Origin of the sequence: Microbacterium sp. cx-59 (assembly GCF_020805625.1) — a bacterium.
Taxonomy (GTDB): Bacteria; Actinomycetota; Actinomycetes; order Actinomycetales; family Microbacteriaceae; genus Microbacterium.
On record NZ_JAJHGO010000001.1, the window covers coordinates 49,901 to 72,256 of the forward strand.

The window sequence follows — 22,356 nt, forward strand, 5'->3', positions numbered from 1 at the left end:
AATTAGCCTCCGGTGGGCGGGGTGTTCGTGGGAGTGGGCTCGGGAGCGACGCTGCCGGTGCATCCGCGATACGTCACGTCGAATCCAAGCGTGCCGTACTGGGCGGCGGGGTCCGTCCAGGTGAATGCGAGTCGTGCCGTGGCACGGGACGTGCCGTTGGGCACCTTCAGCGGATCATTCGGGTCGGGATCGAGCTCGGACGCGAAGACGCCGCCGAGAATCCCCTCGCTGTAGAAGCGCGGAGCGGGATCGGTCGTCTTGATGGCCAGGGTCCCCAGGCCGCCGGGGTTCTGGCCGACCGCGGCCTGGAGCCGCGATCCGACGACGCAGGTGGTCAGGGCGGGATCGGCGAGCTGCACCTGCTTCGCGCGCGACGCATCGGCAGCCGTGATCCGGACGGGTGCGCCGCAGCGCGAGAGGTTCGAGCCCTGCACGCAGAACTTCACCTGCATGGAACCCTCGGCACCGATCGCGGGCTGCTGCCACTGGGTGGACTCTCCCTGGTGTCCGAAGAACACGGTCTCGTAGCCCAGCGGCGCGTTCACGTTGGGTGCCGACCGCACGAGATACGTGCCGTTGCCGTTGCCGCGCCCATCCGGGATCTCGTACGTCGGGTTCTGGGGGACCGGCGCTCCGGCCTGGTTCCAGGCCCAGCCGGTTGCTGTTCCCGTCTTCGCGGCTCCGAAACCGTTGCTGACGCAGGCGCCCACGGTGTACTCGCGATTCTCCTGGAGTCCGGAGATCGTGGACGACGACGATTCCTGGCCGCCCGACACGCGCAGCCCGGTGCCGTCGGAGCCCACCGAGCAGGAGAAGTCCGCACCGCGGGGAACGGCGACGTAGATGATCTCGTTCGCGCGGCTGCTGCCGTTCCGATCGAGAGGGGCATCGCTCACTCGGATCGCGTTCTTCGCCTCCGCGGCGACCGAGACGTCGCCGGTGCGGGGAAGGCCCGCGACGTTCACGCTGGCCTGACCCGAAGAGCCGACGGAGCCGCTGCCGTCGGGCGCCTCGTTGTTGCTCGTGGGCGTCACCGTGATGGTCGTTCCCCCGACGGGGAGCTGAACGGCGAGCTCGGTGTACTCGCTGCCCGACTTCCGCACGGGGGCGCCGGCGCCGGTCACCTCGTACGTGCGCACCTCCGGGTCGCTGTTCTGGATGCGGATGCGGACGACGCCCGAGTCGTTGCTCGTGCGTCCCTCCTGGTAGATGGGCTCCGCCGTAACCTGGCCGACGGTGGGGGAGCGGTAGGCCCAGGCGCGCGCCGTGACGCCGGCCCGGGAGTCGCCGACGCTGTTGTAGGCCCGCGCCTCGTAGGTGCGCTGGTCGCCGTTTGCGCCGACCGTGAAGGGCTGGCAGACACCGTTCGAGGCGCACGTCGTGACCTGCTGGCCGCCGTCGAAGATCCGGAAGCCCTGGAGCGCCGGGTAGGCGTTGCCGGCGGCGCCCGCATCCACGCGCAGCGTGATCGACTTGTCGCCGAACGCCGTCTGCGTAACCGCGTTCGGCGCCTTCGGGTAGCCCTGCAGGTCGAGGGTCACTTGGCCGTTGCGGTCTCCGCTCGACTGGCGTCCCTGGGCGTCCTCGACGGTGAAGCCGACGGTGCAGCGGGTGCCTTCTGCATCCGCCGCCCAACTCGCCTGAAGTGCGGTGGCGCTCGCGACCGAGAACGTGACACCCGTGCAGCTGCCGCCGGCGCCGCCGCCGACCGAGATGAGGCGCAGCGGGGTGCCCGGCAGCGGGTTGACCTCGCCGCCGGCGCCGATGACGTTGATCGTGCAGCTGTTGCCGGCGGACTGCGAGCACGTCTGCGTCAGGCTCGCACCCTTCGGCAGGGTGGAGGGGGCAGGTCCCACGGTCAGGGCCAGCGTCGCGGGGGGAGTGTCGGGGTGGCTCGGCAGCGTGATCGTGACGGGTTCCTGGCGGCCCGGGCGGGAGGCGTCCTTGGCCGTGACCGTCACCTGGCTGCCGGCCTGCTCGACCGTGAACTGGTCGCCGCTGTACCGCAGCCCGTAGCTGAGCGCCGCCCAGTCCTCGGTGCCCGCCCACGTCGTCATGTCGGTCAGGTCGTACGTGGCCGATGACCCGGGGCTGACGGTGAGGGAGGCCGGGCGGAGCTCGGGCTGGGGGTCTTCCGCGATGATCTGCACCTGCACGGTGAGGAAGGTGTAGTCGTCCTGGCCGACCAGGCGCACGGGGATCGTGCACGTGTCGCGCCACGGGGCCCCGGCGCCCGCGGTGTACCGCACGGTCGTGCCGGACGTGAGCGCGCACCCCGCTTCGGCGCGGGCGCCGCCCGTCGCGATCCGGGAGCCGTCGATCTCGATGTCGGTTCCCGCGGGGAGGGCGACGGAGCGCTGCATGTCGATGTCGACGCTGGCCCGCTCGTCGACCTCGACGGTCGCGGCGGAGTTTCGCAGCGTCAGCTGCAGGTCGTTGGTACCGGGGACGCGGAGGAAGCCGTAGGAGGTGACCTCGCGGCCGTCGAAGGACGTACCGGTCACCTGGAACGGGATGAGGAGGGTGCGCTCGGGGATTCGCCCCGAGATGCGTCGACCGTCGACCTCGATGCCGTCGGGGGCGTTCCAGAGCGACAGTGACAGCGACGCTGCGTCGCCGCCGCTCCACGAGACCTTCCCGCTCAGCACGTCGACGCCGTCGGGGAAGTCCTCGCGCGTTTCGACGGTCAGCGTCGTGTCGCGGATGACGGGGTAGTCGGGCACGGGGTCGCGAACGACTTTCAGCACGATCAGGCCAATCGCGGTGTCGCCGTTGCCGTTTCGCACCGTGTACGCGAAGGAGTATGTGCCGAGCTGGGTGCCGGAGAGCAGCCGGACCTCGTTGGCATCGATGCCGTCGAGCATCTCCTCCATGGTGCGGTACTCGGCGGTGCCGACCTCGGCGTTCGGGCGCACGTCGATGACCTCGAGGCTGCTGCCCGAGGGGTCGATGTCGTTGTCGGCGGGCCGGACCACGGCTTCACCGTCGTCGTTGGCCTGCACCTGCAGGTAGTCGCTGTACGTGACCGGGCTCGGATCGGCTTCGGCGTCGAGCACGCCCACCCGCACCTCGCCCGTGCCGGTCGCGCCCTGCGCGTCGCGCACCTGGTACGTGAATGACACCTGCCCGCTGTCGCCGGCGTTGCTCGTGTACACGATCGCGTCGCCCTCGGCGGAAACGGTCGCCGATCCGCGCTCGGGCTGCGCCACGATGCGGTCGAGCGTCACGGCGTCGCCATCCGGGTCGACGGCGAAGCGATCGAACGGGATCGACACGGTCGATCCGCTCAGGACGCGGCCGACGAGCGTCCTCGGCACGGGAGCGGTATTGGCCTCGTCCGGCAGCACGGTGACCGTCACGGTCGCCGTGTCGGTCATGTCGGGGAACCCCATGCGGTAGATCGTGTAGCCGACCGCGTACGACCCGGGCGCTGACGGAGCGAGGTAGCGGAGGAGGCGACCGGTCGCGAACGCGAGGCCCTCGCCGGACTCGTTCGTTATGGCGGACGCGTCGATCGCGAACAGGGCGCCGGCCGGCGCGGTGTCGTTGTCGAGCACCGGGATGTCGATCTGCGTGCCCGCACGCACGGTCACCGCGTCGTCGACCGCGATAGGGGGTTCGGCTTCGGCGGCCGGCAGCAGCACGACCGTGACCTCGCCGGAGGTCGTGGTGTACCCGTTGCCGGTACCGTCCGAGACGGTGTACGAGATGACGCCCAGCACGCCGGGCTGACCGTTGTCGGTCGCGCCGGCCACGCGCAGCATGCTCTGGCCGACGAGGTCGACGGTCAGGGTGGCCGACGCATCCGGGTTCGTCTGCACGTCGCTGGCGAGCAGCACGAGTCCGGCCGGGTTCGCCACGGCGGAGATGACATCGACCGTGGCGTCCTCGCCCGGGCGGACGAAGGCCGTCAGCGGCGGGGTGGAGATCTGCGTTTGCGCCGGGTCCACGAGCGTGATGCGGACGGTGCCGGTCGACTCCGCGATCTCGTCGGCCACGACGTATTGCACGAGGTACGAACCCGGGTTCGGCGCGGAGAACTGGAAGGTGCCGGCGACGCTGTTGACCGCGATGTCGGCGCCGCCCTGGTCGAGGGTGTTCGCCGAACGCATCGACAGACCGCCCTTGACGCCCGTGACATGCGGCCGCACGTCGATCGTGGTGGGCTGACCCGCCGATCCGACGGCGGCGAAGGACTGCGCCGTGAGCTGCGGACTCGGGGTGACGGAGATCTCGAGAGGCTTGTCGGCGGACTGCCCGCGCGAATCCGACACGGTTACCGCGATTGAGATGCTCTGCGCCTCGGTGGCGTTGGGGTTCGGATGCTGGAACGTCACGGTGCCCTGCGGGTCGAGCGCGAGCGACCCGATGCCGGACTGGTTCACCGCCGACGACACGTAGATCGGGTCGCCGTCGGGGTCGACCCAGCCTTCGAGCACGTTGACCGCCACCGTGCCGCCGGGCACGACCTGGGGGTTCGGCCAGGTGGAGAGGCAACCCTCGACGCCGCACCAGACCGGCGGGGAGTTCTGCGTGTCGGGGGCGACTGTGAGCGTCACGGTTGCGGCCTCGGAGGTCAGTCCGTCGGTCGTCGTGCCATCGGTGACGCGGTAGCGGAACGTGGCCGTGCCGGTGGCCTCGGGAGACACCCGGACGACGAGCTCCTGCTGCTCGTTGGCCGTGCCCACCGTGCCGAACGCGGGATCGAGGCCCTCGACCGAGGCGGCCACGACGCTGAGCACGTCCTCGTTCGGATCGTGATCGTTGAGCATGACCGGGAGCACCACGCTTCGGCCCGCGCGCACACCGAACGCATCGTTCACGGCGACCGGCGGCTTCGGGTCGATGACGCGCTCGGCCTCGACCTCGTCCTGCTGCACGGTCGGCTGGTCGTCCTCGGAGTTCCACTCCTGCGACGAGGGGACGAGCTCACCGTCGGGGAGGGTCCACACCCATCCCGAGCGCGTCTCGTTGAGGATCATGCGTGAGCCGTTGGTGACGAACTCGGGTTCGATCTCGTCGCCGAGCGTGCCGCCGCGGTAGTCGAGGTCGGACGCGCCGTTCTCGCTCGACCAGAGCGTGCCGGCCCCGCCGCTGTCGGGCAGCCACGCGCCGTACACGACGCCGTTCAGCTCGGCGGGCGCGGCCGGGGTGCCCTGCGCCGTGTCGTCGGCGCGTTCGGGCGCGGAACCGTCGCGCGGCACGGCGACGAGTCCGGTCGTATCGGCGATGTAGAGGTCGTCCCGGTCGGTCGTGGGGCGCTGTAGCACGCCGCCCGTCGTTCCGGACTCGAGCGGTTCGTTGCGTCCGCGCACCCAGAGGGCGCCGGATTCGGTGTCGAGAAGGGCCCACGAATCGCCGATCGCGCTCAGCTGAGCGCCCTCGGCCGGGCCGTCGGTGACGTCGTCGGTTCCGAGCACGCGTCCGGACACCGCATCCGCCCGGATGACGCGCTGCTCCGCGCCGGAGTACGCGTAGACGGTGCCATCCGTGCCGACCGCGACGGCCGATGCGACGAACGTGCGGCGGTCCTCGCCCTCGGCGGGCTCGTCTTCGGCGTAGGGGTCGATCGAGATCGCCGTCGCGCCCGAAGAAAGCGAGGAGGCGTACACGGCGCCGCCGTCGGTCCGGTAGACGATGACGTCTCCCTGCGAGACGACGTCGACCGTGCCGGCGGGGGTGTTCTGGAAGGCGTCCTCGGCGTCGGCGTCGAGGTCGACCGGGGTGGCCATGTCGACGTCGGCGAATCGCGTGTCGCCCTCGGCGTAGACGAAGAGGCGGTTCGCGTTCTGCACGAGTCCGCTGGGGTTCTCGACCTGCTTGACGGTGTCGATCTCGTTCACCGTCGTGTTCACGCGGGCGTAACGGCGGCCCTCGCCCGACTGCATGGCCCAGATCGTGCCGTCGTCGGGGGGCGTCTGCTGGGCGTCGAACCCGGGCCAGACCGCCGCGAGGGTAACGACGAGCGCGAGGACGGCCGTGATCGCACTGCCGATGATCCACGTGCGGCGCGGGATGCGGGGGCTGTCGGAAGAGCTCGACACGTCAGCGACCTCCCACGACGATGACGGTGACGACGACCGCGGCGGCCACGATCAGGACCGCGCCGATCGCAATCGCGGCAATGAGTCCGCCGGAGAGACGCCGTCCGCGGGGTTCGGCGCCCGCGAGCACGGTGCCCTCGTCGGGGCGGTGCGCGCCGGCGCCGCGGATGCGCTCGGGGCGACGGGACTCGTACTGCACGCTCGGTCGCACGGGACCGCGGGCGCGGTCGTCGGCGAAGTCGACCGCGGCGCCGGCCGATGCCCACTCGTCGACCGCGACTTCCATCGGTGTGTGCGGGAGTCCGAGCTCGTGCTGGACGAGCTGCAGTTCGTACGCGAACTGCGCGGCCGACGGCTGGCGTGCGGCGGGGTCGCGCTGCATCGACCGGCTCAGCACGGCCTCCAGGCTGGCCGGCACGTCGGAGCGCCCGATCGGCGTGTACGCGGCACGCCGGATGCGGGTCTTCAGCTGGTCGCGGGAGTTCTGCCCGGAGCCGGCGCGTTCGAAGGGGCTCCGACCCGCGAGCAGCGAGTACACGGTCGCCCCCACGCTCCACACCTCGGACGGCACCGAACCGGCGACGCGCTCGTCGATGATCTCGGGCGCGCTCCACGGCACCGACATCGCGAACACTTCTTCTTCGCCGCGGCCACCGACGGCCGTCGCGATGCCGAAGTCGGCGAGCACCGGCGCTCCGAACGCGGTGATCAGCAGGTTCGACGGCTTGATGTCGCGGTGCAGCAGCCCCGAACGGTGCGCGGTCTCGAGAGCCGACGCGATCTTGATGCCCGCCTGGAGCACCTCCGCGACCGGAATGACCTCGCGCCGGTACCGCGAACCGAGCGAGCTCGGGCAGTACTCCATCACGAGGTACGGGCGACCGTCGGAGGAGATGCTGGCCTGGTAGATCGTCAAGATCGAGGGGTGCGCGCTCAACCGGGCCATCACATCGGCTTCGGCGTTGAACATCCGGAGCAGACCGTCGTCGACGAGGTCCTCGAGAAGCACCTTGACCGCGACGGGTCGCCGGGGCATGTCCTGCTCGAACAGGAAGACGTCGGCGAAGCCGCCGGTCCCGAGCGGGCGCACGTACGTGAACCCGGGCAGAACCGGAGGCGCAGCGGGCAGTCTTTGCGCCACCCCATCCCCCTTCGGGCGTACAGCCAAACCCAGACGAGCCCCGAGCGCGGAGGTCGTCCACCTTTCCTACCACAGCGTTGCGAGCAACCCCGACGGGTTGCGCGACGCCCTGATTACCCTTGCTGCATGTCTCGGCTCTCCGCATCCGCCAGCCCGTACCTGCGCAGTCACGCCGAACAGCCCGTCGCCTGGTATCCGTGGGGCGAAGAAGCCTTCGCAGAGGCGCGGCGACGCGATGTGCCGGTGCTCGTCTCGATCGGCTACTCGACCTGCCACTGGTGCCACGTGATGGCGGCGGAGTCGTTCTCGGATGCCGATACGGCGGCCCTGATGAACCGCGACCTGGTCGCGATCAAGGTCGATCGGGAGGAGCATCCGGAGGTGGATGCGGTGATGATGGCGGCAGCATCCGCGTTCACCCCGAACCTGGGCTGGCCGCTGTCGGTGTTCACGACGCCGGCGGGGCGCCCGTTCTTCGCCGGCACCTACTGGCCGAAGGAGGCGCGGGCCGGGCACCCGGCGTTCCGCGACGTCGTCGCCGCGGTGTCGGAGGCGTGGACGGAACGGCGCGATGCGGTCGGGGAGACCGCGGAGGCTCTGCAGCGTGCGCTCGTCGCCGCGGCCGCCGAGGCGCAGTCCTCGTCGGCGCTCCCCTCCGAGGCGGATCTCGCCGCCCTCGTCGACGAGATCGCGGCGCGCGAGGATCGCATCTTCGGCGGTTTCGCCGCATCCGATGCCCCGATCGAGACCCCGAAGTTCCCGACCATTCCGGTGCTGCGTTTTCTGCAGCAGCGGGGTCTGCGATCTGAGCGACCGGATGCGGCGGCGCTCGCCGCCCGGACGCTCGACGCGATGGCCGACTCACCGCTGCGCGACCCGGTCGACGGCGGGTTCTTCCGCTACGCCACCCGTCGGGACTGGACCGTGCCCCATTACGAGCGGATGCTGACCGACAACGCGGGACTCATTGAGGTCGCCCTCGACGCGGGCCGGGGTGACATCGCGGAGGCTGTCGCGGGGTTCCTCCTCGACACGCTGCAGGTCGCGTCGGGCGGGTTCGGCGCCGCTCAGGACTCGGAGTCCGTCATCGACGGGCGCCGGGCGGAGGGCGGGTTCTATCTGGCCGGCGCCGCGGAGCGCGTGTCCCTGGCTGCGCCCGCCGTGGACGGCAAGGTCGTCACGGCCTGGAACGGCTCCGCGATCGCCGCCCTCGCGAGGACGGGCGCTCGCCGGGATGCTCCGGCGTTGATCGCCGCCGCGCGGCAGGCGGTCGACGCCGTGCAGGAGGCCAACGTCGACGCCGACGGCTTCCTGCGCCGGGCATCGCTGGATGAGATCCGCTCGCCCGCATCCGCGACGCTCGAGGACTACGGCGCGTACGCCGGGGGTCTGCTCCGGCTGGCGATGGTGACGGGCGAGCTGGCGTATGCGCGCGAGGCGCGCCGGTTGGTCGACCTCTGCATCGTCGAGGGCGCGCTCCGGACCCCCGGCGGCCGAGATCCGGTGCTCGCCGGGCTCGCGGCGCCGCCCGTCGATGAGGCCGACATCGATCGCCCCGGCGGCGCGTCGGCGGTGGCGGATGCGGCGCTGACCCTCTGGGAGCTCGGAGCCGGTGAGGAGTACCGCGGGATCGCGGAGCGCATCGTGCGAGACGGGATCGCCCGGGCCGTCGCCGAGCCGTTCGCGCACGGTTCGCTGCTGGGCGTGGCGGCGCGACTGACCACGGCTCCGCGACAGATCGTCGTGGTCGTCGCCGAGAGTGCGGGTGATCCGCTGGCGCGGGCGGCGTTCGCCGCCGACGCCGACACCGTGGTCCGGGTCGATGTCGCGGGGGCGGCGGCGTGGGCGGAGGCGGGTTCTCGCTGCTGGCGGACCGGACCGCGGTGGGCGGGCGGAGCACCGCCTACGACTGCCGCGGTTTCGTGTGTCTGCTTCCGGTTCACGTCCCGGCGGATCTGGCAGTGGAGACGGAGCCGAAAGCTCGCTAACTTAGTTAAACTGTGAGCTATCTCAGGATCGACACCGCGGAGGAGGGCGCCATGACGATGGAAGCCACGTCTATCATCGGACTCATGCCGGACCCGAGCGATCCGAACAGCGGATATTGGTACGAAGCCAGCGATGAAGCGCAGCGCCGCCGCGCCATCGATCTGCTGCAGGCCTTCCGTCTCTACCGTGCCGCGGAGGTCGCCATGCGCCGCCGCACCCGCGAGTCGATGTCGATGGGCGAGAACGACCTGCTCGTGCTCCGCTACCTCCTGAAAGCCAAGCAGCGCAGCGAGATGGTCTCTCCCGGTGAACTCGCTCGTTACCTCGCGGTGTCGACCGCGTCGATGACCGCGATCATCGACCGACTCGAGAAGTCGGGTCACGTGCGCCGCGAACGGCACGCGACCGACCGCCGGAGCATCTACGTCGTGCCCACGGTCGACACCGACGATGAAGTGCGCGCCACCCTCGGCGACATGCACCAGCGGATGCTGGGCGCCGTCATCGACATGTCGCCTGCCGACACCCTCATCGTCATGGACTGCCTCGCGCGCCTGCAGTCCGCGGTCGATCAGGTCGACGCGCAGGAGCCGGCGACCCGCTGATCCCGCGCCCGCCGCGCAGACGCGGGGATCGCTCCGGATTCGGAAGGCTCGCGGGCATTCTTGCTCACGTACCTACCTACCCCGGCGAACGGGCCCGTTTCGCCCCATCCGGTGCGACGATGAGGTCGTGACCTCGATCCCGTTCCCGCTCGCGGGAGGAACCTCCGACAGCCCCATCGTGGACGGGTGGCTCCTCACCTCGTATGCGGGGGTCGTGCAGCGCCTCGCCGCGCGGTTCCCGCACATCCGCACGGTCGACATCGAGGCGGTGCTCGTGCGCGAGCACGAGGCGTTCACCGGCGGTCGTCCGGTCGCCATCCCGATCGATGTCGAGTCGGGCGCCGAAGAGATCCTCGCCGCGGGAGCCGACCCCGGCCGCTGACCCGACCGGCTTCTCTCGCGGGCGTCAACCCCCGGCCGCTGACCCGAGCGGGTTCTCCCGCCGCCGCGCCTCTCCCGCCGCCGTGCATGTCCCACTTTTCGCGGTGCGTGTCCCACTTTTTGCCGCTATCGGTGGCTCAGAGCGGCAAAAAGTGGGACATGCAACCGGGTGACGGGGCAGAGCCTGCGCGGTCAGACCCAGGTGGGCAGCCAGTTGTGCAGGCGCCAGAAGTCGTAGGGCACCGGCATCGCCGTCCAGACGGGGTACCAGAACAGCGACACCAGGGTCACCGCGATCACGAACACCCAGACGAGTCGCTGGCCGATCACGCGGCGTGCGGCCACGGCATCCGGAGGAGCTCCGACCGTTGCCGCGGCCCTCGGACCGCCGACGATCTCACGCGCCGCGAGCGCGATCGCGATCACGAGGAACGGCATCATCGCCACCGTGTAGAACTGGAAGATCGTGCGGTCCGGATAGATCAGCCAGGGCAGGTACGTTGCGGCGATTCCGGTCAGAACGAGAGCGGCGGATGCATCGCGGCGCCGCACGAACAGCACGATCATGAAGATCGCCGCGGCGATCCCCGCCCACCAGATCAGCGGGTTCGGGATGCTGGAGACCGCCTCGACCGAATCACCGGTCTGCTGCCAGTACATCGACGTCGGCCGCACGAGCAGCGGCCACTGCCACGCGGGGCTCGCGTAGCTGTGCGGGGTCACGAGCCCCACGTGGAACGCGTACATCGCCTCGTGGTACACCCACAGGCTCTGAAGGGGCGCGGGCACCCACGCCCACGCGCCGCCGGCCCCGTCGACGACGCTCTGCCGGTCGTAGCCTCCGGAGGTGAGCAGCCACCCCGTCCAAGTGGAGAGGTACACGACCGCGGCGACGGGAACCAGGAGCAGGAAGGATGCGGCGCCCTGGCGCACGGCATCCATCGGCCACTGCCACACACCGAGCCGCCGACGGGCGAGCGCGTCGGTCACGACGACGTAGATGCCGAGGGCGGCGAGGACGTACAGCCCCGACCACTTGACGCCGGTGGCGGCACCGGCCGCGAGGCCGGCGGCCAGCAGCCAGGGGCGGTTCCACCGCACCGGTCCCCACTGCGGTGGCTCGTCGCGTGCACCTATCCGGGCGGCGAGTCGTGCGAGGTGCGTGCGGCGATCGAGGAGGACGAACCAGAAGGCGAGCAGGAGGAAGAACGCGAGGAAGCCGTCGAGCAGCGCGATCCGGCTGAGCACGATCGAGAGCCCGTCGATCGCGAGCAGGAAGCCGGCGAGCCCGGCGACCGCGGTCGATCCGGTGAGGGTGCGGGCGACGAGGAACACCAGCAGGACGGTCGCCGTGCCGAACAGGGCCGCGGCGAAGCGCCAGCCGAACGCGTCGCCGGGGCCGAACAGCCACATCCCCGCCCCGATTAGCCACTTGCCGAGAGGCGGATGCACCGAATAGCTGCCGCGGGCGAGCGGTTCGAGCGGGGCGGCCGCGGCGAACGCGGCATCGGCGCCGTCCGGCCAGTCGGCGGTGTAGCCGAGCAGCCACTGCGACCAGGCGTCCTTCACGTAGTAGGTCTCGTCGAAGACGATCGACTGCGGATGACCGAGATTCACGAATCGCGTGATCGCGGCCAGCAGCACGAGCGCGACCGGGGTCCACAGGTCCACCCGACGCGAGAGGACGGGGCTCGCGCGCACCGTGTCGCGCCAGCGGTCGAATACCGTCGGGCGCCGCGTCGGCAGCAACGGCGGGGCGCTCGTGGTCACGGCCCCCAGCCTATGCTGGGCCGGTGATCATCCTCGCGGCGACGCCCATCGGCAACCTCGGCGACGTCACCCGTCGTCTCGTCACCGCGCTCGAGACGGCCACCGTCATCGCGGCCGAAGACACCCGTACGACGCAGCGTCTGCTCGCCGCGCTCGGCATCGACAATCGGCCGCAGCTGATCGCGCTGCACGACCACAACGAGAAGCAGCGGGCCGCGGAACTCGTGCGGCGCGCCGCATCCGAAGACGTGCTGCTGCTGAGCGACGCCGGAATGCCGACCGTCAGCGATCCGGGCTACGGGGTCGTGGCGGAGGCCGCGGCGCAGGGGGTGACGGTCACCGCGCTCCCGGGGCCGTCCGCCGTGCTCACCGCGCTCGCGGTCGCGGGTCTGCCGACCGACCGTTTCACGTTCGAGGGGTTCCCGCCGCGGAAATCCGGGGATCGCCGCCGGATGCTGTCGTCGCTCGCCGCCGAGCCGCGCACGATGGTCTTCTTCGAGGGGCCGTCGCGGGTGGCCGACACCCTCGCCGACATGGCCGCCGCGTTCGGCGGCGACCGTCGCGCGGCCGTCTGCCGTGAGCTCACGAAACTGCACGAGGAGGTCGTCCGCGGCCCGCTCGACGACCTCGTGGCGTGGGCGGAGCCGGGCACCCGCGGAGAGATCGTGCTGGTCGTCGAGGGCGCCGCCGCATCCGCTCTGCCGTTCCCCGACGCGGTGGCGCGGGTGCAGGAACTCGTCTCGGGCGGCATGCGCCTGAAGGATGCGGCCGGCGAGGTCTCGGCGCACACCGGTCACTCGTCTCGCGAGCTGTACCAGGCGGCGCTCGCCGCAAAGAGCTGAGCGCCCCGCCCGCGCGGACAGCACGCGGGCAGGACGCTCAGGGGTGATCGTCGGCTAGCGCTGGGCCGCCCGAACGGAGCGGCGGCGCGCCCACAGCGCTGCGAAGGCGCCGGCGGCGAGCAGCAGCACGCCGAGGGCCGCGAGCGGCGTCGGATCCGTCTGCCCCGTGGCGGCGAGCCGGGACGCGTCCGGACCGGATGCGGGCAGTTCCGCCGTGACGGGCTGCTCGAGCACGGGGGGCCCTCCGGGGCCGGTGACCGGCGGATCCACGGGGTTCCGGAGCGCGAGTCCGGCGAGCGCCGACGTGAGCAGGTCTGCCGCAGCCTCCACGCGGTCGACCGCCGGTGCGTCGGCACCGAGCACGAGTCGGGCGATGCGCGCCGCGTCGTCGACCGGCAGGAGACTCGCGTCGGTGTAGTCGGCGCGGTCCAGGGCATCGGCCCGGGCGAGCAGTGCCTCGAGCGCCGCGACGTCGGAGGCGGCTCCCGCAACACGGGTCAGCGCCAGGTCGTCGATCGTGCCCCACGAACCGGCGCTCAGCGCGGCGCTCACCCGCACGGTGACGGTGTCGCCGTCGGCGACCTCGATCGTGTCGGGTGCGGGCGTCGACCACACGGTCCACCCCGTCAGCGCGAAGGGGGCGGATGCGGTGTCCCGCCCGTTGGTGACCGAGAGCGCCAGGGTGCTCGCGGCGTCCTCCCCGTCGCCCTGGGCGGCGCCGGTCACCCGGTAGGTGCCCGCGGGAAGCCCCGTCACGGTCTGCGACAGGTCGAAGCCGTACGCGCCGGCCGAGTAGAAGTGCGCGGAACGCGACCCGGAACGCGGATCGTTCGTCGAGCGCACCGTCAGGCCGGTGCCGGTCGTCGCCCACGGCGAGATGTCGGCGTCTTCGAAGCCGGGGTTGCGCAGATGGTTCACGGCCGTGACCGTGACCGTCGCGGTCGTCGCCAGACCCGCCGACGTGGTTCCGGTGAAGGTGTAGGTGCCGACCCCGGAGATCCACTCCGTGCCCGGCTGCCAGGTCACCGACTGCTGCTCGACCGTGCCGTCGTTGTACGAGACCGGGACCGTTCCGGGCAGCGCAACGGGGGCGCCGTCCGCGACCGACACGGCGACCGTTCCGACGCTCGTGACCTCCCGCGGGGCGACCGCGCCGGTGCGGACGTAGGAGAAGACGCGCAGAGACTCCAGCGCCGTGCCGTCGTGCCCGAACATCGCCTGGTTGTCCCAGGCCGAGCCGCCGAACCACTGCCCGGCGTCATCCGGGTCGTACTCGCCGGCGAAGCTCGATGCCCACCCGGACCCGTCGCGCTCCCACCGCACCTTGTTCGCGGCCAGCGACTCCGGCGGGCCGACGGGTAGCCATGCCGGCTCCCAGTAGTAGACGCCGATCCCGGCGCTGCCGACATCCGACACGGCCTGGATGACCTCGCGCACGGCGGTGGCCTGACCCTGCACGCTCACCGGGTACTGGGTGGCCTCGGCGGGCAGGTCGATGACGTTCCCGTGGCCGTCGCCGTCCTCGAGGGTGTACGCCCACGAGGTCTCGGCGACCATGACCTTCTTGCCGTACGTGTCGGCGATCTGGCGGAGCACCGAGGTGAGGTTCGCCGTCGTGCCGTGCCAGAACGGGTAGTACGACGACGCGAAGACGTCGTAGTCGACGTTCCGTGCCGCCAGCTGCGCCGCGATGTTCGCGTAGCTCCCGGCGCGCTCCGGGTTCGTGAAGTGGAGCGCGACGAGCGTGTCGGGGGAGACGCTTCGCACGGCGGCGGCACCGGCGGAGAAGATCTCGGCCATGCCGTCCCAGCCGGTGACCCCGGCGACGCCGTTGTTCGTCTCGTTGCCGATCTGCACCATCCTGACGTCGACGCCCGCGGTGGCGAAGTCCTGCAGGGCGGATGCGGTGAACGAGCGGACCGCATCCGCCCGCTCGGTCGTGGTGAGAGTCGTCCACGCCTTCGGCGCGTGCTGCTTGGCGGGGTCGGCCCAGAAATCGGAGTAGTGGAAGTCGACGAGCACCCCGAGCCCGGCGGCGCTCGCGCGTTCGCCGATCTCGACCGCCCGTGCCACGTCGTTGTCGCCGCCGCCGTAGCCGTTGCCGTCCGCGTCGAACGGGTCGTTCCAGACCCGCACTCGCACGTCGCTCACGCCGGAGTCGGCCAGCAGCTCGAAGAGGTCGCCCGGAGCCCCGGTCTCATCGCGGAACACGACACCGGATGCCTCGAGCGAGAGCACCGACGACACGTCCACGCCCGTGATGAAGTCGGAGGACAGGCCCTCCACGCGCGGCACGGTGATGCCCGCGGGCACCGGGTCGTCGGGAGCGGCGGATGCGGGCGGCGCGGCCGCGAGCGTCAGCGCGCCGACCGCGAGGGCGGTCAGCGCGGCGACGGCTCGGCGCGGGGAACGGGATATGCGGCGTTGCATGGTGTCCTTTCCGGACGGGTGGGGTGGTGTCAGCCCTTGACGGAGCCCTGGGTGAGCCCGCCGACGATGAAGCGCTGGAGGGAGAGGAAGAGCGCGAGCACCGGGATGGCGGCGATGACCGCTCCGGCGGCGAAGAGCCCCCACCGCGAGGCCAGCTGATTCGACACCCACTGGTACATGCCGACGGCGAGCGTCCAGTTGTCTTCGGAGGTCAGCACGATCTTCGCGAGGATGTAGTCGCCGAACGCCGAGATGAAGGCGAGGAGGGCGACGACCGCGAGGATCGGCATCACGAGCGGCATGATCAGGCGCCAGAAGATCTGCGCGTGCGAGGCGCCGTCGATCTTCGCGGACTCGTCGATCTCGATCGGGATCGTGTTGAAGAACCCGTACATCAGGAAGGTGTTCGCCCCCAGTGCGCCACCGAGGTAGACGCAGATCAGGGTGAGCTTCGAGTTGATGCCGAGCGCGGGAACGACCTCGCCGATCGCGAGCAGCATCAGGAAGATCGCGACGAACGCAAGCGCCTGCGGGAACATCTGCACGATCAGCAGCGTGGTGAGGCTCACCCGGCGTCCGCGGAAGCGGAAGCGCGAGAAGGCGTAGGCGGCCGCCGCGCCCATGATCACGGCGCCGACGGCGGAGATGCCGCCGATCAGGAGGGTGTTGCCGACCCAGGTCCAGTAGCTGGTCTGACCGAGCGCGGCGAAGTTCGCGAGGTCGAACGAACTGAACAGCGCGGTGGAACCCGACAGCGTGCCGCGGGGGTTGAGTGCGGCCGACAGAACGTACACCAGCGGGAACACCGCGTAGAAGATGACGATGGCGGCGAAGAAGTACTTCCAGCCGACTTCGAGCCACCAACGGCGGCGGCGGGCGGGAGTGCGTGTCGTAGACATCACTGGTACTCCTCGAGCTTGCGGGTCTGGCGGAAGGCGATGGCGGAGATGATGCCGACGACGATGAACACGATGATCGACAGTGCGCTGGCGAGGCCGTAGTCGGCGGCGCCGCCCGCGACCCCCGAGACGCGGTAGATCGCGGAGATCAGGATGTCGGTCGAGCCGAGGCTGTACGGCGCCCCCGGGATCGGGGGACCACCCGCGTTGAACATGTAGATGACGGTGAAGTTGTTGAAGCTGAACGCGAACGACGAGATCGCGAGCGGGGCGGTGGAGACGAGCAGGAGCGGCAGGATGATCGCCCGGAACTGCCGCCACTTACCGGCGCCGTCGATCTCGGCCGCCTCGAGGGTGTCCTTCGGGAGGGCCTGCAGGGCTCCCGTGCACACCAGGAACCAGTACGGGAAGCTGAGCCACACGTTGATCCAGAGGACGGCCGCTTTCGCGAGCCACGGATCGCCGAGCCAGTTGATCTGGCTGCCGAAGAAGAACAGGTCGTTGATGACGCCGAACTCCGCGTTGAACATGCCGCGGAACAGCAGCGCCGACATGAACGCGGGGAACGCGTACGGGAGGATGATGAGCGTCCGCAGGTACTTCCGGGCCCGCACGCGCGGATCGTTGAAGACGATGGCGAAGACGAGCCCGATTCCGAAGCTGATCACGACCGAGCCGATCGCGAACGCGAAGGTCCAGACGGTGACCGACAGCAGGGGACCGGCGAGAGAGGCATCCGTGAACACGCGCAGGAAGTTGTCGAACCCGACGTTCACGTACCAGCCCGCCGGCAGACGCGTGCCGTCTGCTGCGACGAAGCTGCCGGTCGTGTCGTCGGCGGTGTAGACCGTGCCGCTCACGGTGTCGGTGATGGTGCGGGCGTCTGCATCCCACAGCATCGTGGGGGTGTAGACGAGACCCGAGGAGCCGTCCCGCGTGCGGATGGAGCCGTCGTTCGGGTCATCCGAGACGGGAACGCGCAACGCCTCGATCGCGGCCTGCACTTCCTGGTCGGTGAGCAGTTGCGCGCGCGGCACGACGGTCCAGCCGTCGACGGATGCGGGAGCCTCGGCGCCGGAGGCGGACCCGGCATCCTGCAACGGCTGCGTCTCGGTGCCTACTCGCACGTCGCCGCCGTCGTTGATCGCGAAGCCGTACTCGCCGAACCGCTCGACGACCGTCAGGGGGTAGGTGGCCGAGCCTTCGACGCGGCGCTCGCCCTGGACGAGGGCGGCATCGACGGCCTGCTCGACGGAACCGGCGTGACCGGTGCCGTAGTTCGTGAAGGCGATGTACGCCGTGTAGCCGAAAACGAACACCTGGAACACCAGCAGGAACACGAGCCCCGGCATGAGATATTTCAGGGGCAGTGCGCGACGGGTGAAGTAGACGATGTCGGCGGCGATCAGAAGGATCGTCGTCACCCCGACGAGCAGCCACGACTGCACGCTGAGGGCGGAGATGATCGCCATGATCCCGAGCGCGTTCACCACGCCCATCAGGATCACCTTGACGACGAATCCGACACCGTGCGCGCGCCAGGCGCGTGCGTGCGACTCGCGCCGCGGATCGGTCGGTGGGGTGTCCTGCTCGATGACCTGTTGCACCGTCATGTCTTCTCCCGTCGGGGGATGGGGGTCGAGCGGGCGGGGCGGGCGTGGTGCCCGCCCCGCCGTGCGCTCAACCGGCGAGGGTTCCCTCGAGGTCCGTGGTCATCTGGTTCCACGTCGTCGCCGGGTCGGCGCCGTTGATGATCTGGGCCTCCGCGGAGTTCCAGAAGTCCCAGACCGATCCCATCTCGGGGATCGACGGCATCGGGACGCCGTTCTGCGACGACGCACGGAATCCGGCGATGATCGGGTCGGATGCGACTTCCTCGCCGAGCGTGGTCCACGCCGGGATGCGTGGATCGGCCTCGTAGAGCGCACGCTGGGCATCTTCGGTTCCGAGGTAGTTGACCAGGAACTCCTGCGCGAGCAGTGCGTTCTTGCTCTGCGAGCTGAGGTAGAAGCCCTGCACGCCCACGAACGGAGCGGCCGGTTCGCCACCCGCCGACGGGATCGGGTTCACGGCGACGTTGACGTCGGGGAAGGAGCTGATGGCCCACGGACCCTGGATCGTGTACGGGGCCTTACCCGACGCGAACAGCTCGTTGTTGATGTCGTAGTCGATCGTGGTCGAGAGGTAGCCGGTACCCGCCGAGCCGTTCGCGTGCAGCCACTGGGCGAACGCTTCGCCCTGCGCACCCTTCATCCCGACCTCGCTCGTGTACGAACCGGAGGCGTCCTGGACGAACACCGGAGCGCCGAACGACGTCTGGAAGCCGTACATCGTGTAGCCGTCGCCGGTCTCGCCGGCGGTGTTGATGACGAAGGGGCGCTCGGTGCCGGCAGCGATGCCCTTCTGGATCATCTCGTCCCACGTCGCGGGGGCTTCGGCGCCGACCAGGTCGACGTTCTGCACGAGTGCGACGGTTTCCAGTGAATAGGGGAGCGCGTACAGCTGACCGTCGTAGGTCATCGCCTCGAGGGCGACGGGCTCGAACTCGCTGGACTTGTCGCCGAGGTCGATCGTGTCGACGACGCCGGCCGCGACGAGAGCGCCGAGCCAGTCGTGCGAGCCGACCGTGATGTCGGGGCCCTCGCCGGTCGGCACCTGCGAGATGAAGTCGTTGCGGAGGTCCTCGAAGTTCTTCTGCACGAGGGTGACCGTCGCACCCGTCTCCTCTTCGAAGGCGGTGGCGGCCGCGGAGATGGCTTCCTCGCGCTCCGCGTCGGTCCAGATGACGAGCTCGGCGGACGAGGCCGCCGTCTCCTCGTCCGAGGAGGCCCCGCCGGAGCACCCGGCGAGGAGGAGGGCGGACGCCGCGGCCGCGACGCCGATACCGATGATCTTGCGCATGGACATGTTCCTTTCAGAACGCTGTGGCCGGGGTGCGCCGTGTCTGTGACGTCGCGCCGTTACGACCGGTGGGTGGGCGTCGACCGGTTGGTCGGGCGCCGAGGGAGGGGTGAGCGGATGCGGTCAGCGGCCGCTCCGTGAGGTGGGAGAGGTGCGGATGACGGCGACGCCGCCCGCGCGGACAGTGAACTCGCCCTCGGCCGCGTGGCCGCTGAGAAGGTCGGTCCCGTCGATCGGGAAGGTCGCGGGAGTCTCGGCGTGGTTCACGGCGACGACGAAGTCCGCATCCGCACCGTGGCGGCGGATGACCTCGAGGCCCGCGGGCAGGTCGGCGGGGGCGAGACCCGCATCCGCGTACACGTCGCGGAAGATCGCAGCGAGGCCGGCCGCATCCGGTCGCGTGCTGATGTACCAGCCGGTGCCCGCGCCGTGACGGTGGCGGGTGACGGCCGCGCCGCCCGCGGCCGGGCCGTCGAGGTAGGTCGCGCGGACCTCGGCGCCGACGACTGCGACGTCCTCGGCCCAGACGTCGATCGCCAGGCGCTCGCCGCTCCAGTCGATCCCGGCGGTCGCGCCCTCGCGGAGCGGAAGGAACTCCTCCACGCGCACGCCCAGCGCCTGCTGCAGGGGGGCGAGGTAGCCGCCCTCGTGCACGGCGTCGTGCTCGTCGACGATGCCCGAGAAGAAGGAGACGACGAGCGTTCCGCCGCCCTCGACGTAGCGCGTGAGGTTGTCGGCGTCGGCGCGGGTCAGCAGGTACTGAGCGGGCACGACGACCAGCCGGTAGCCCGACAGGTCATGACCGGGCAGGGCGAAGTCGACGGTGATGCCGTCGCGCCACAGGCGTTCGTAGTAGGCGCGCACGCGCTCGGCGTGGGTGAGCAGATCGGAGGGGCGCCACTCGAGATCCTGCGCCCAGAACGACTCGAAGTCCCAGAGCACGGCGACATCCGCCCGCACCTGCGAACCGCGCACCTCGGCGAGCTTTCCGAGGTCGGCGCCGAGCGACACGACCTCGCGGAAGACGCGGGAGTCCGTGCCGGCGTGCGGAAGCATCGTCGAGTGGAACTTCTCGGCACCCGAGCGGGAGGCGCGCCACTGGAAGAACAGGATGGCGTCGGCGCCGCGGCCGAGGTGGGCGAGGGAGTTGCGGGCCATTTCGCCGGGACGCTTCGCGACGTTCTGCGGCTGCCAGTTGACGGCGGAGGTGGAGTGCTCCATGAGGATCCACGGCTTGCCGCCGCCGACCGAACGCGTCAGGTCGGCCGCGATCGCGAGTCCGATCTCGCCCTCGGGGTCGGGCGCCCACAGGTAGTGGTCATCGGAGACGACATCCACCTCGCGCGCCCACGCCCACAGGTCGGTCGTGAGGCTCTGGTTCGCCATGAAGTTCGTGGTGATCGGCTGGGTCGCGTGGGCGCGGATCGCGTCGCGCTCGGCGATGAAGCACGCCCGCAGCTGGTGGTCGGTGAAGCGCGCGAAGTCGAGTCGCTGCGCGGGGTTCACGACCGACGGTGCGGCGGCGGGGGCGCCGACGTGCTCCCATTCGCCGTAGTGCTGGCCCCAGAAGGCCGTGCCCCAGGCGGAGTTCAGGGCGTCCAGCGTGCCGTAGCGCGCGCGCAGCCATTCCCGCCAGGCGGCCACGGCGTTCGGGGAGTAGTCCTCGCCGACCGGTACGCCGTATTCGTTGTGGACGTGCCACAGCACGATCGCGGGATGCCCGCCGTAGCGCTGGGCGAGCTCGGTGGCGATGCGCACCGACGCGTGCTGGTAGGCGGGCGAGGAGGGAGACGCCATGCCGCGCGAGCCGAAGCCCATCACGGTGCCGTCGCGGCTGATCACGCGGGCGTCCGGGTAGCGGGCGAAGAACCATGCGGGCGGCGACGCCGTCGGGGTGCCGAGGTCGACGCGGATGCCGTTCTCGTGCAGCAGATCGATGATCTCGTCGAGCCAAGAGAAGTCGAAGACCCCCTCAGACGTCTCGATCAGAGCCCAGGAGAAGATGCCGATGCTGACCAGGTTGACCCCGGCTTCGCGCATCAGGGTGACGTCTTCGCGCCACGTCTCACGCGGCCACTGCTCGGGGTTGTAATCGCCGCCGTACGCGATCGCATCGAGCTCGGGCCATCGGGGTGTCGCCGTCATGACGCTCCATTGGGTCGGGGTGTGAGGTCGCCGTCCGGGTAAGACTGGGACCGGTCACAGTCTCGGTCGGGATGCGTGGCGACGGCAACCCCGTGACCGGTTCGTTACCGAACTGTGACCGGTCACAGACGGGTTTCCCGAAATACCCGGCACGGATCCCGCTGGGCGATAGAGTCCTCGCGTGGAAGAGACGACGGCTGTCCGGCGGCGGCCGACGATCCGAGATGTCGCGGCGGCCGCCGGCGTCTCCCGCGGAACCGTGTCGCGCGTGATCAACGGCGGGCACTGGGTGTCTCCGGACGCCCGAACCGCGGTGGAGGATGCGATCCGCCGCACCGGGTATACCGCCAACCACCACGCCCGAAGCCTCGCGACCGGCCGCGCCGGGTCGCTCGCCTTCCTGCTTACCGAGCCCCAGCACCTCCTGTTCGCTGACCCCACCTTCTCGCTGCTCCTGCGCGGCGCCGCCGAGGCGCTCGCGCAGCGCTCGATGACGCTCGTGCTCCTGGTTGCCGGTACGGCGGCGGAGCGGGCGAACGTCACCCACTTCGTGAGCGCCGGTCACGTCGACGGGGTTCTGTTGATCTCCTCGCACGAGTCCGAACCACTCCTCGACGCACTCCTCGAGGCCGGGGTGCCGACCGTGTCGTGCGGTCTGCCCCTCGGGCACCAGGGCGACTTCGCCGCCGTGTCGGTGGACGAGGAGGGCTCGGCGCGCGAGATCACGCGGTACCTCCGCGCGCAGGGCCACCGGCGGGTCGCGACCATCACCGGCCCCGACGACACCCCCGGCGGACGCTTCCGCCTGGTCGGCTATCGCGAGGAGATGGGCGCCGATTTCGACCCGCTGCTGGTGGCGCGCGGCGACTACAGCCGCGAGTCGGGGGCGCGGGCCATGGCCGAGCTGCTCGAGCGGACGACCGACATCGACGCCGTGTTCGCCGCATCCGACATGATGGCCGCGGGCGCGGTGGCCACTCTCCGCAAAGCCGGGCTGCGGGTGCCCGAAGACATCGCGGTGGCCGGGTTCGACGACTCGGGTCTCGCGGCGTCGCACGATCCGCCGCTCACCACGATGCGCCAGCCGTGGGAGCACCTGAGCGCCGAGATGGTGACGCTCCTGCTCGAGGTGATCGCCGGCGGCGCCCCGCGCACCGTCACCTTCCCGACGGAGCTCATCGTCCGCGAGAGCGCCTGAGTCACACGGGC

13 protein-coding genes are annotated in these 22,356 nt (G+C 70.6%); 5 read left to right on the plus strand and 8 right to left on the minus strand.

The features are described 5' to 3' along the window. Positions 1–2: 2 nt before the first annotated feature. Both LMI96_RS00230 and LMI96_RS00235 read right to left on the minus strand, forming a co-directional pair. Positions 3–6,044 (minus strand): Ig-like domain-containing protein, encoded by a 6,042-nt coding sequence (locus LMI96_RS00230; protein WP_228360075.1) that lies wholly within the window; start codon positions 6,042–6,044, stop codon positions 3–5. 1 nt (position 6,045) lies between these two features. Continuing rightward, positions 6,046–7,185, minus strand: a complete 1,140-nt coding sequence (locus LMI96_RS00235) for a serine/threonine-protein kinase (protein WP_228360076.1) — start codon at positions 7,183–7,185, stop codon at positions 6,046–6,048. Positions 7,186–7,311: 126 nt separating this feature from the next. Between LMI96_RS00235 and LMI96_RS00240 the strand changes: the two genes are divergently transcribed. The 3 genes from LMI96_RS00240 to LMI96_RS00250 all read left to right on the plus strand — a co-directional run bounded on the left by LMI96_RS00240 (position 7,312) and on the right by LMI96_RS00250 (position 10,161). Continuing rightward, complete coding sequence (locus LMI96_RS00240; protein WP_228360077.1) at positions 7,312–9,189, plus strand: thioredoxin domain-containing protein; 1,878 nt, start codon at positions 7,312–7,314, stop codon at positions 9,187–9,189. Between the two features lie 35 nt (positions 9,190–9,224). Then, positions 9,225–9,779 (plus strand): MarR family winged helix-turn-helix transcriptional regulator, encoded by a 555-nt coding sequence (locus LMI96_RS00245; protein ID WP_223720605.1) that lies wholly within the window; start codon positions 9,225–9,227, stop codon positions 9,777–9,779. 127 nt (positions 9,780–9,906) lie between these two features. Further along, positions 9,907–10,161 (plus strand): three-helix bundle dimerization domain-containing protein, encoded by a 255-nt coding sequence (locus LMI96_RS00250; RefSeq protein WP_228360078.1) that lies wholly within the window; start codon positions 9,907–9,909, stop codon positions 10,159–10,161. Positions 10,162–10,352: 191 nt separating this feature from the next. On the opposite strand, the gene LMI96_RS00255 is transcribed toward LMI96_RS00250, so the two are convergent. Then, positions 10,353–11,930 (minus strand): dolichyl-phosphate-mannose--protein mannosyltransferase, encoded by a 1,578-nt coding sequence (locus tag LMI96_RS00255; RefSeq protein ID WP_228360079.1) that lies wholly within the window; start codon positions 11,928–11,930, stop codon positions 10,353–10,355. 23 nt (positions 11,931–11,953) lie between these two features. Here LMI96_RS00255 and rsmI point away from each other — a divergent pair, with 23 nt between their 5' ends. Further along, the gene (rsmI, locus tag LMI96_RS00260) at positions 11,954–12,772 is read left to right on the plus strand and encodes a 16S rRNA (cytidine(1402)-2'-O)-methyltransferase (RefSeq protein WP_228360080.1); all 819 of its coding nucleotides are present in this window, start codon (positions 11,954–11,956) and stop codon (positions 12,770–12,772) included. A 54-nt stretch (positions 12,773–12,826) separates the two neighbouring features. Here the strand turns inward: rsmI and LMI96_RS00265 are convergent, their stop codons facing one another. From LMI96_RS00265 to LMI96_RS00285, 5 genes are all read right to left on the minus strand, one after another. Next, positions 12,827–15,202 carry a glycosyl hydrolase 53 family protein gene (locus LMI96_RS00265; RefSeq protein ID WP_228360081.1) on the minus strand — a complete coding sequence of 792 codons (2,376 nt, stop codon included), beginning with the start codon at positions 15,200–15,202 and terminating at the stop codon, positions 12,827–12,829. Positions 15,203–15,231: 29 nt separating this feature from the next. Next, the gene (locus LMI96_RS00270; RefSeq protein WP_223720610.1) at positions 15,232–16,101 is read right to left on the minus strand and encodes a sugar ABC transporter permease; all 870 of its coding nucleotides are present in this window, start codon (positions 16,099–16,101) and stop codon (positions 15,232–15,234) included. Continuing rightward, on the minus strand, positions 16,101–17,714 hold the full coding sequence (locus LMI96_RS00275) for an ABC transporter permease subunit (RefSeq protein WP_223720611.1): 1,614 nt from the start codon (positions 17,712–17,714) through the stop codon (positions 16,101–16,103). Before LMI96_RS00275 ends, LMI96_RS00270 begins: the two co-directional genes overlap by 1 nt. Positions 17,715–17,781: 67 nt before the next feature. Then, the gene (locus LMI96_RS00280) at positions 17,782–19,002 is read right to left on the minus strand and encodes a maltose ABC transporter substrate-binding protein (RefSeq protein WP_228360082.1); all 1,221 of its coding nucleotides are present in this window, start codon (positions 19,000–19,002) and stop codon (positions 17,782–17,784) included. A gap of 123 nt (positions 19,003–19,125) precedes the next feature. Beyond that, complete coding sequence (locus LMI96_RS00285) at positions 19,126–21,147, minus strand: beta-galactosidase (RefSeq protein WP_228360083.1); 2,022 nt, start codon at positions 21,145–21,147, stop codon at positions 19,126–19,128. A 181-nt stretch (positions 21,148–21,328) separates the two neighbouring features. Between LMI96_RS00285 and LMI96_RS00290 the strand changes: the two genes are divergently transcribed. Further along, a complete protein-coding gene (locus tag LMI96_RS00290; protein WP_228360084.1) occupies positions 21,329–22,345 on the plus strand; it encodes a LacI family DNA-binding transcriptional regulator in 1,017 nt (338 codons plus the stop codon). Positions 22,346–22,356: the final 11 nt, after the last annotated feature.

What these genes read in the sequence shown, in the direction of transcription:
- LMI96_RS00285 (WP_228360083.1), bottom strand. Translation starts at nt 21,147, where the DNA reads ATGACGGCGACACCCCGATGGCCCGAGCTCGATGCGATCGCGTACGGC.
- LMI96_RS00280 (WP_228360082.1), bottom strand. Translation starts at nt 19,002, where the DNA reads ATGCGCAAGATCATCGGTATCGGCGTCGCGGCCGCGGCGTCCGCCCTC.
- LMI96_RS00270 (WP_223720610.1), bottom strand. Translation starts at nt 16,101, where the DNA reads ATGTCTACGACACGCACTCCCGCCCGCCGCCGCCGTTGGTGGCTCGAA.
- LMI96_RS00245 (WP_223720605.1), top strand. Translation starts at nt 9,225, where the DNA reads ATGACGATGGAAGCCACGTCTATCATCGGACTCATGCCGGACCCGAGC.
- LMI96_RS00275 (WP_223720611.1), bottom strand. Translation starts at nt 17,714, where the DNA reads ATGACGGTGCAACAGGTCATCGAGCAGGACACCCCACCGACCGATCCG.
- LMI96_RS00240 (WP_228360077.1), top strand. Translation starts at nt 7,312, where the DNA reads ATGTCTCGGCTCTCCGCATCCGCCAGCCCGTACCTGCGCAGTCACGCC.
- LMI96_RS00265 (WP_228360081.1), bottom strand. Translation starts at nt 15,202, where the DNA reads ATGCAACGCCGCATATCCCGTTCCCCGCGCCGAGCCGTCGCCGCGCTG.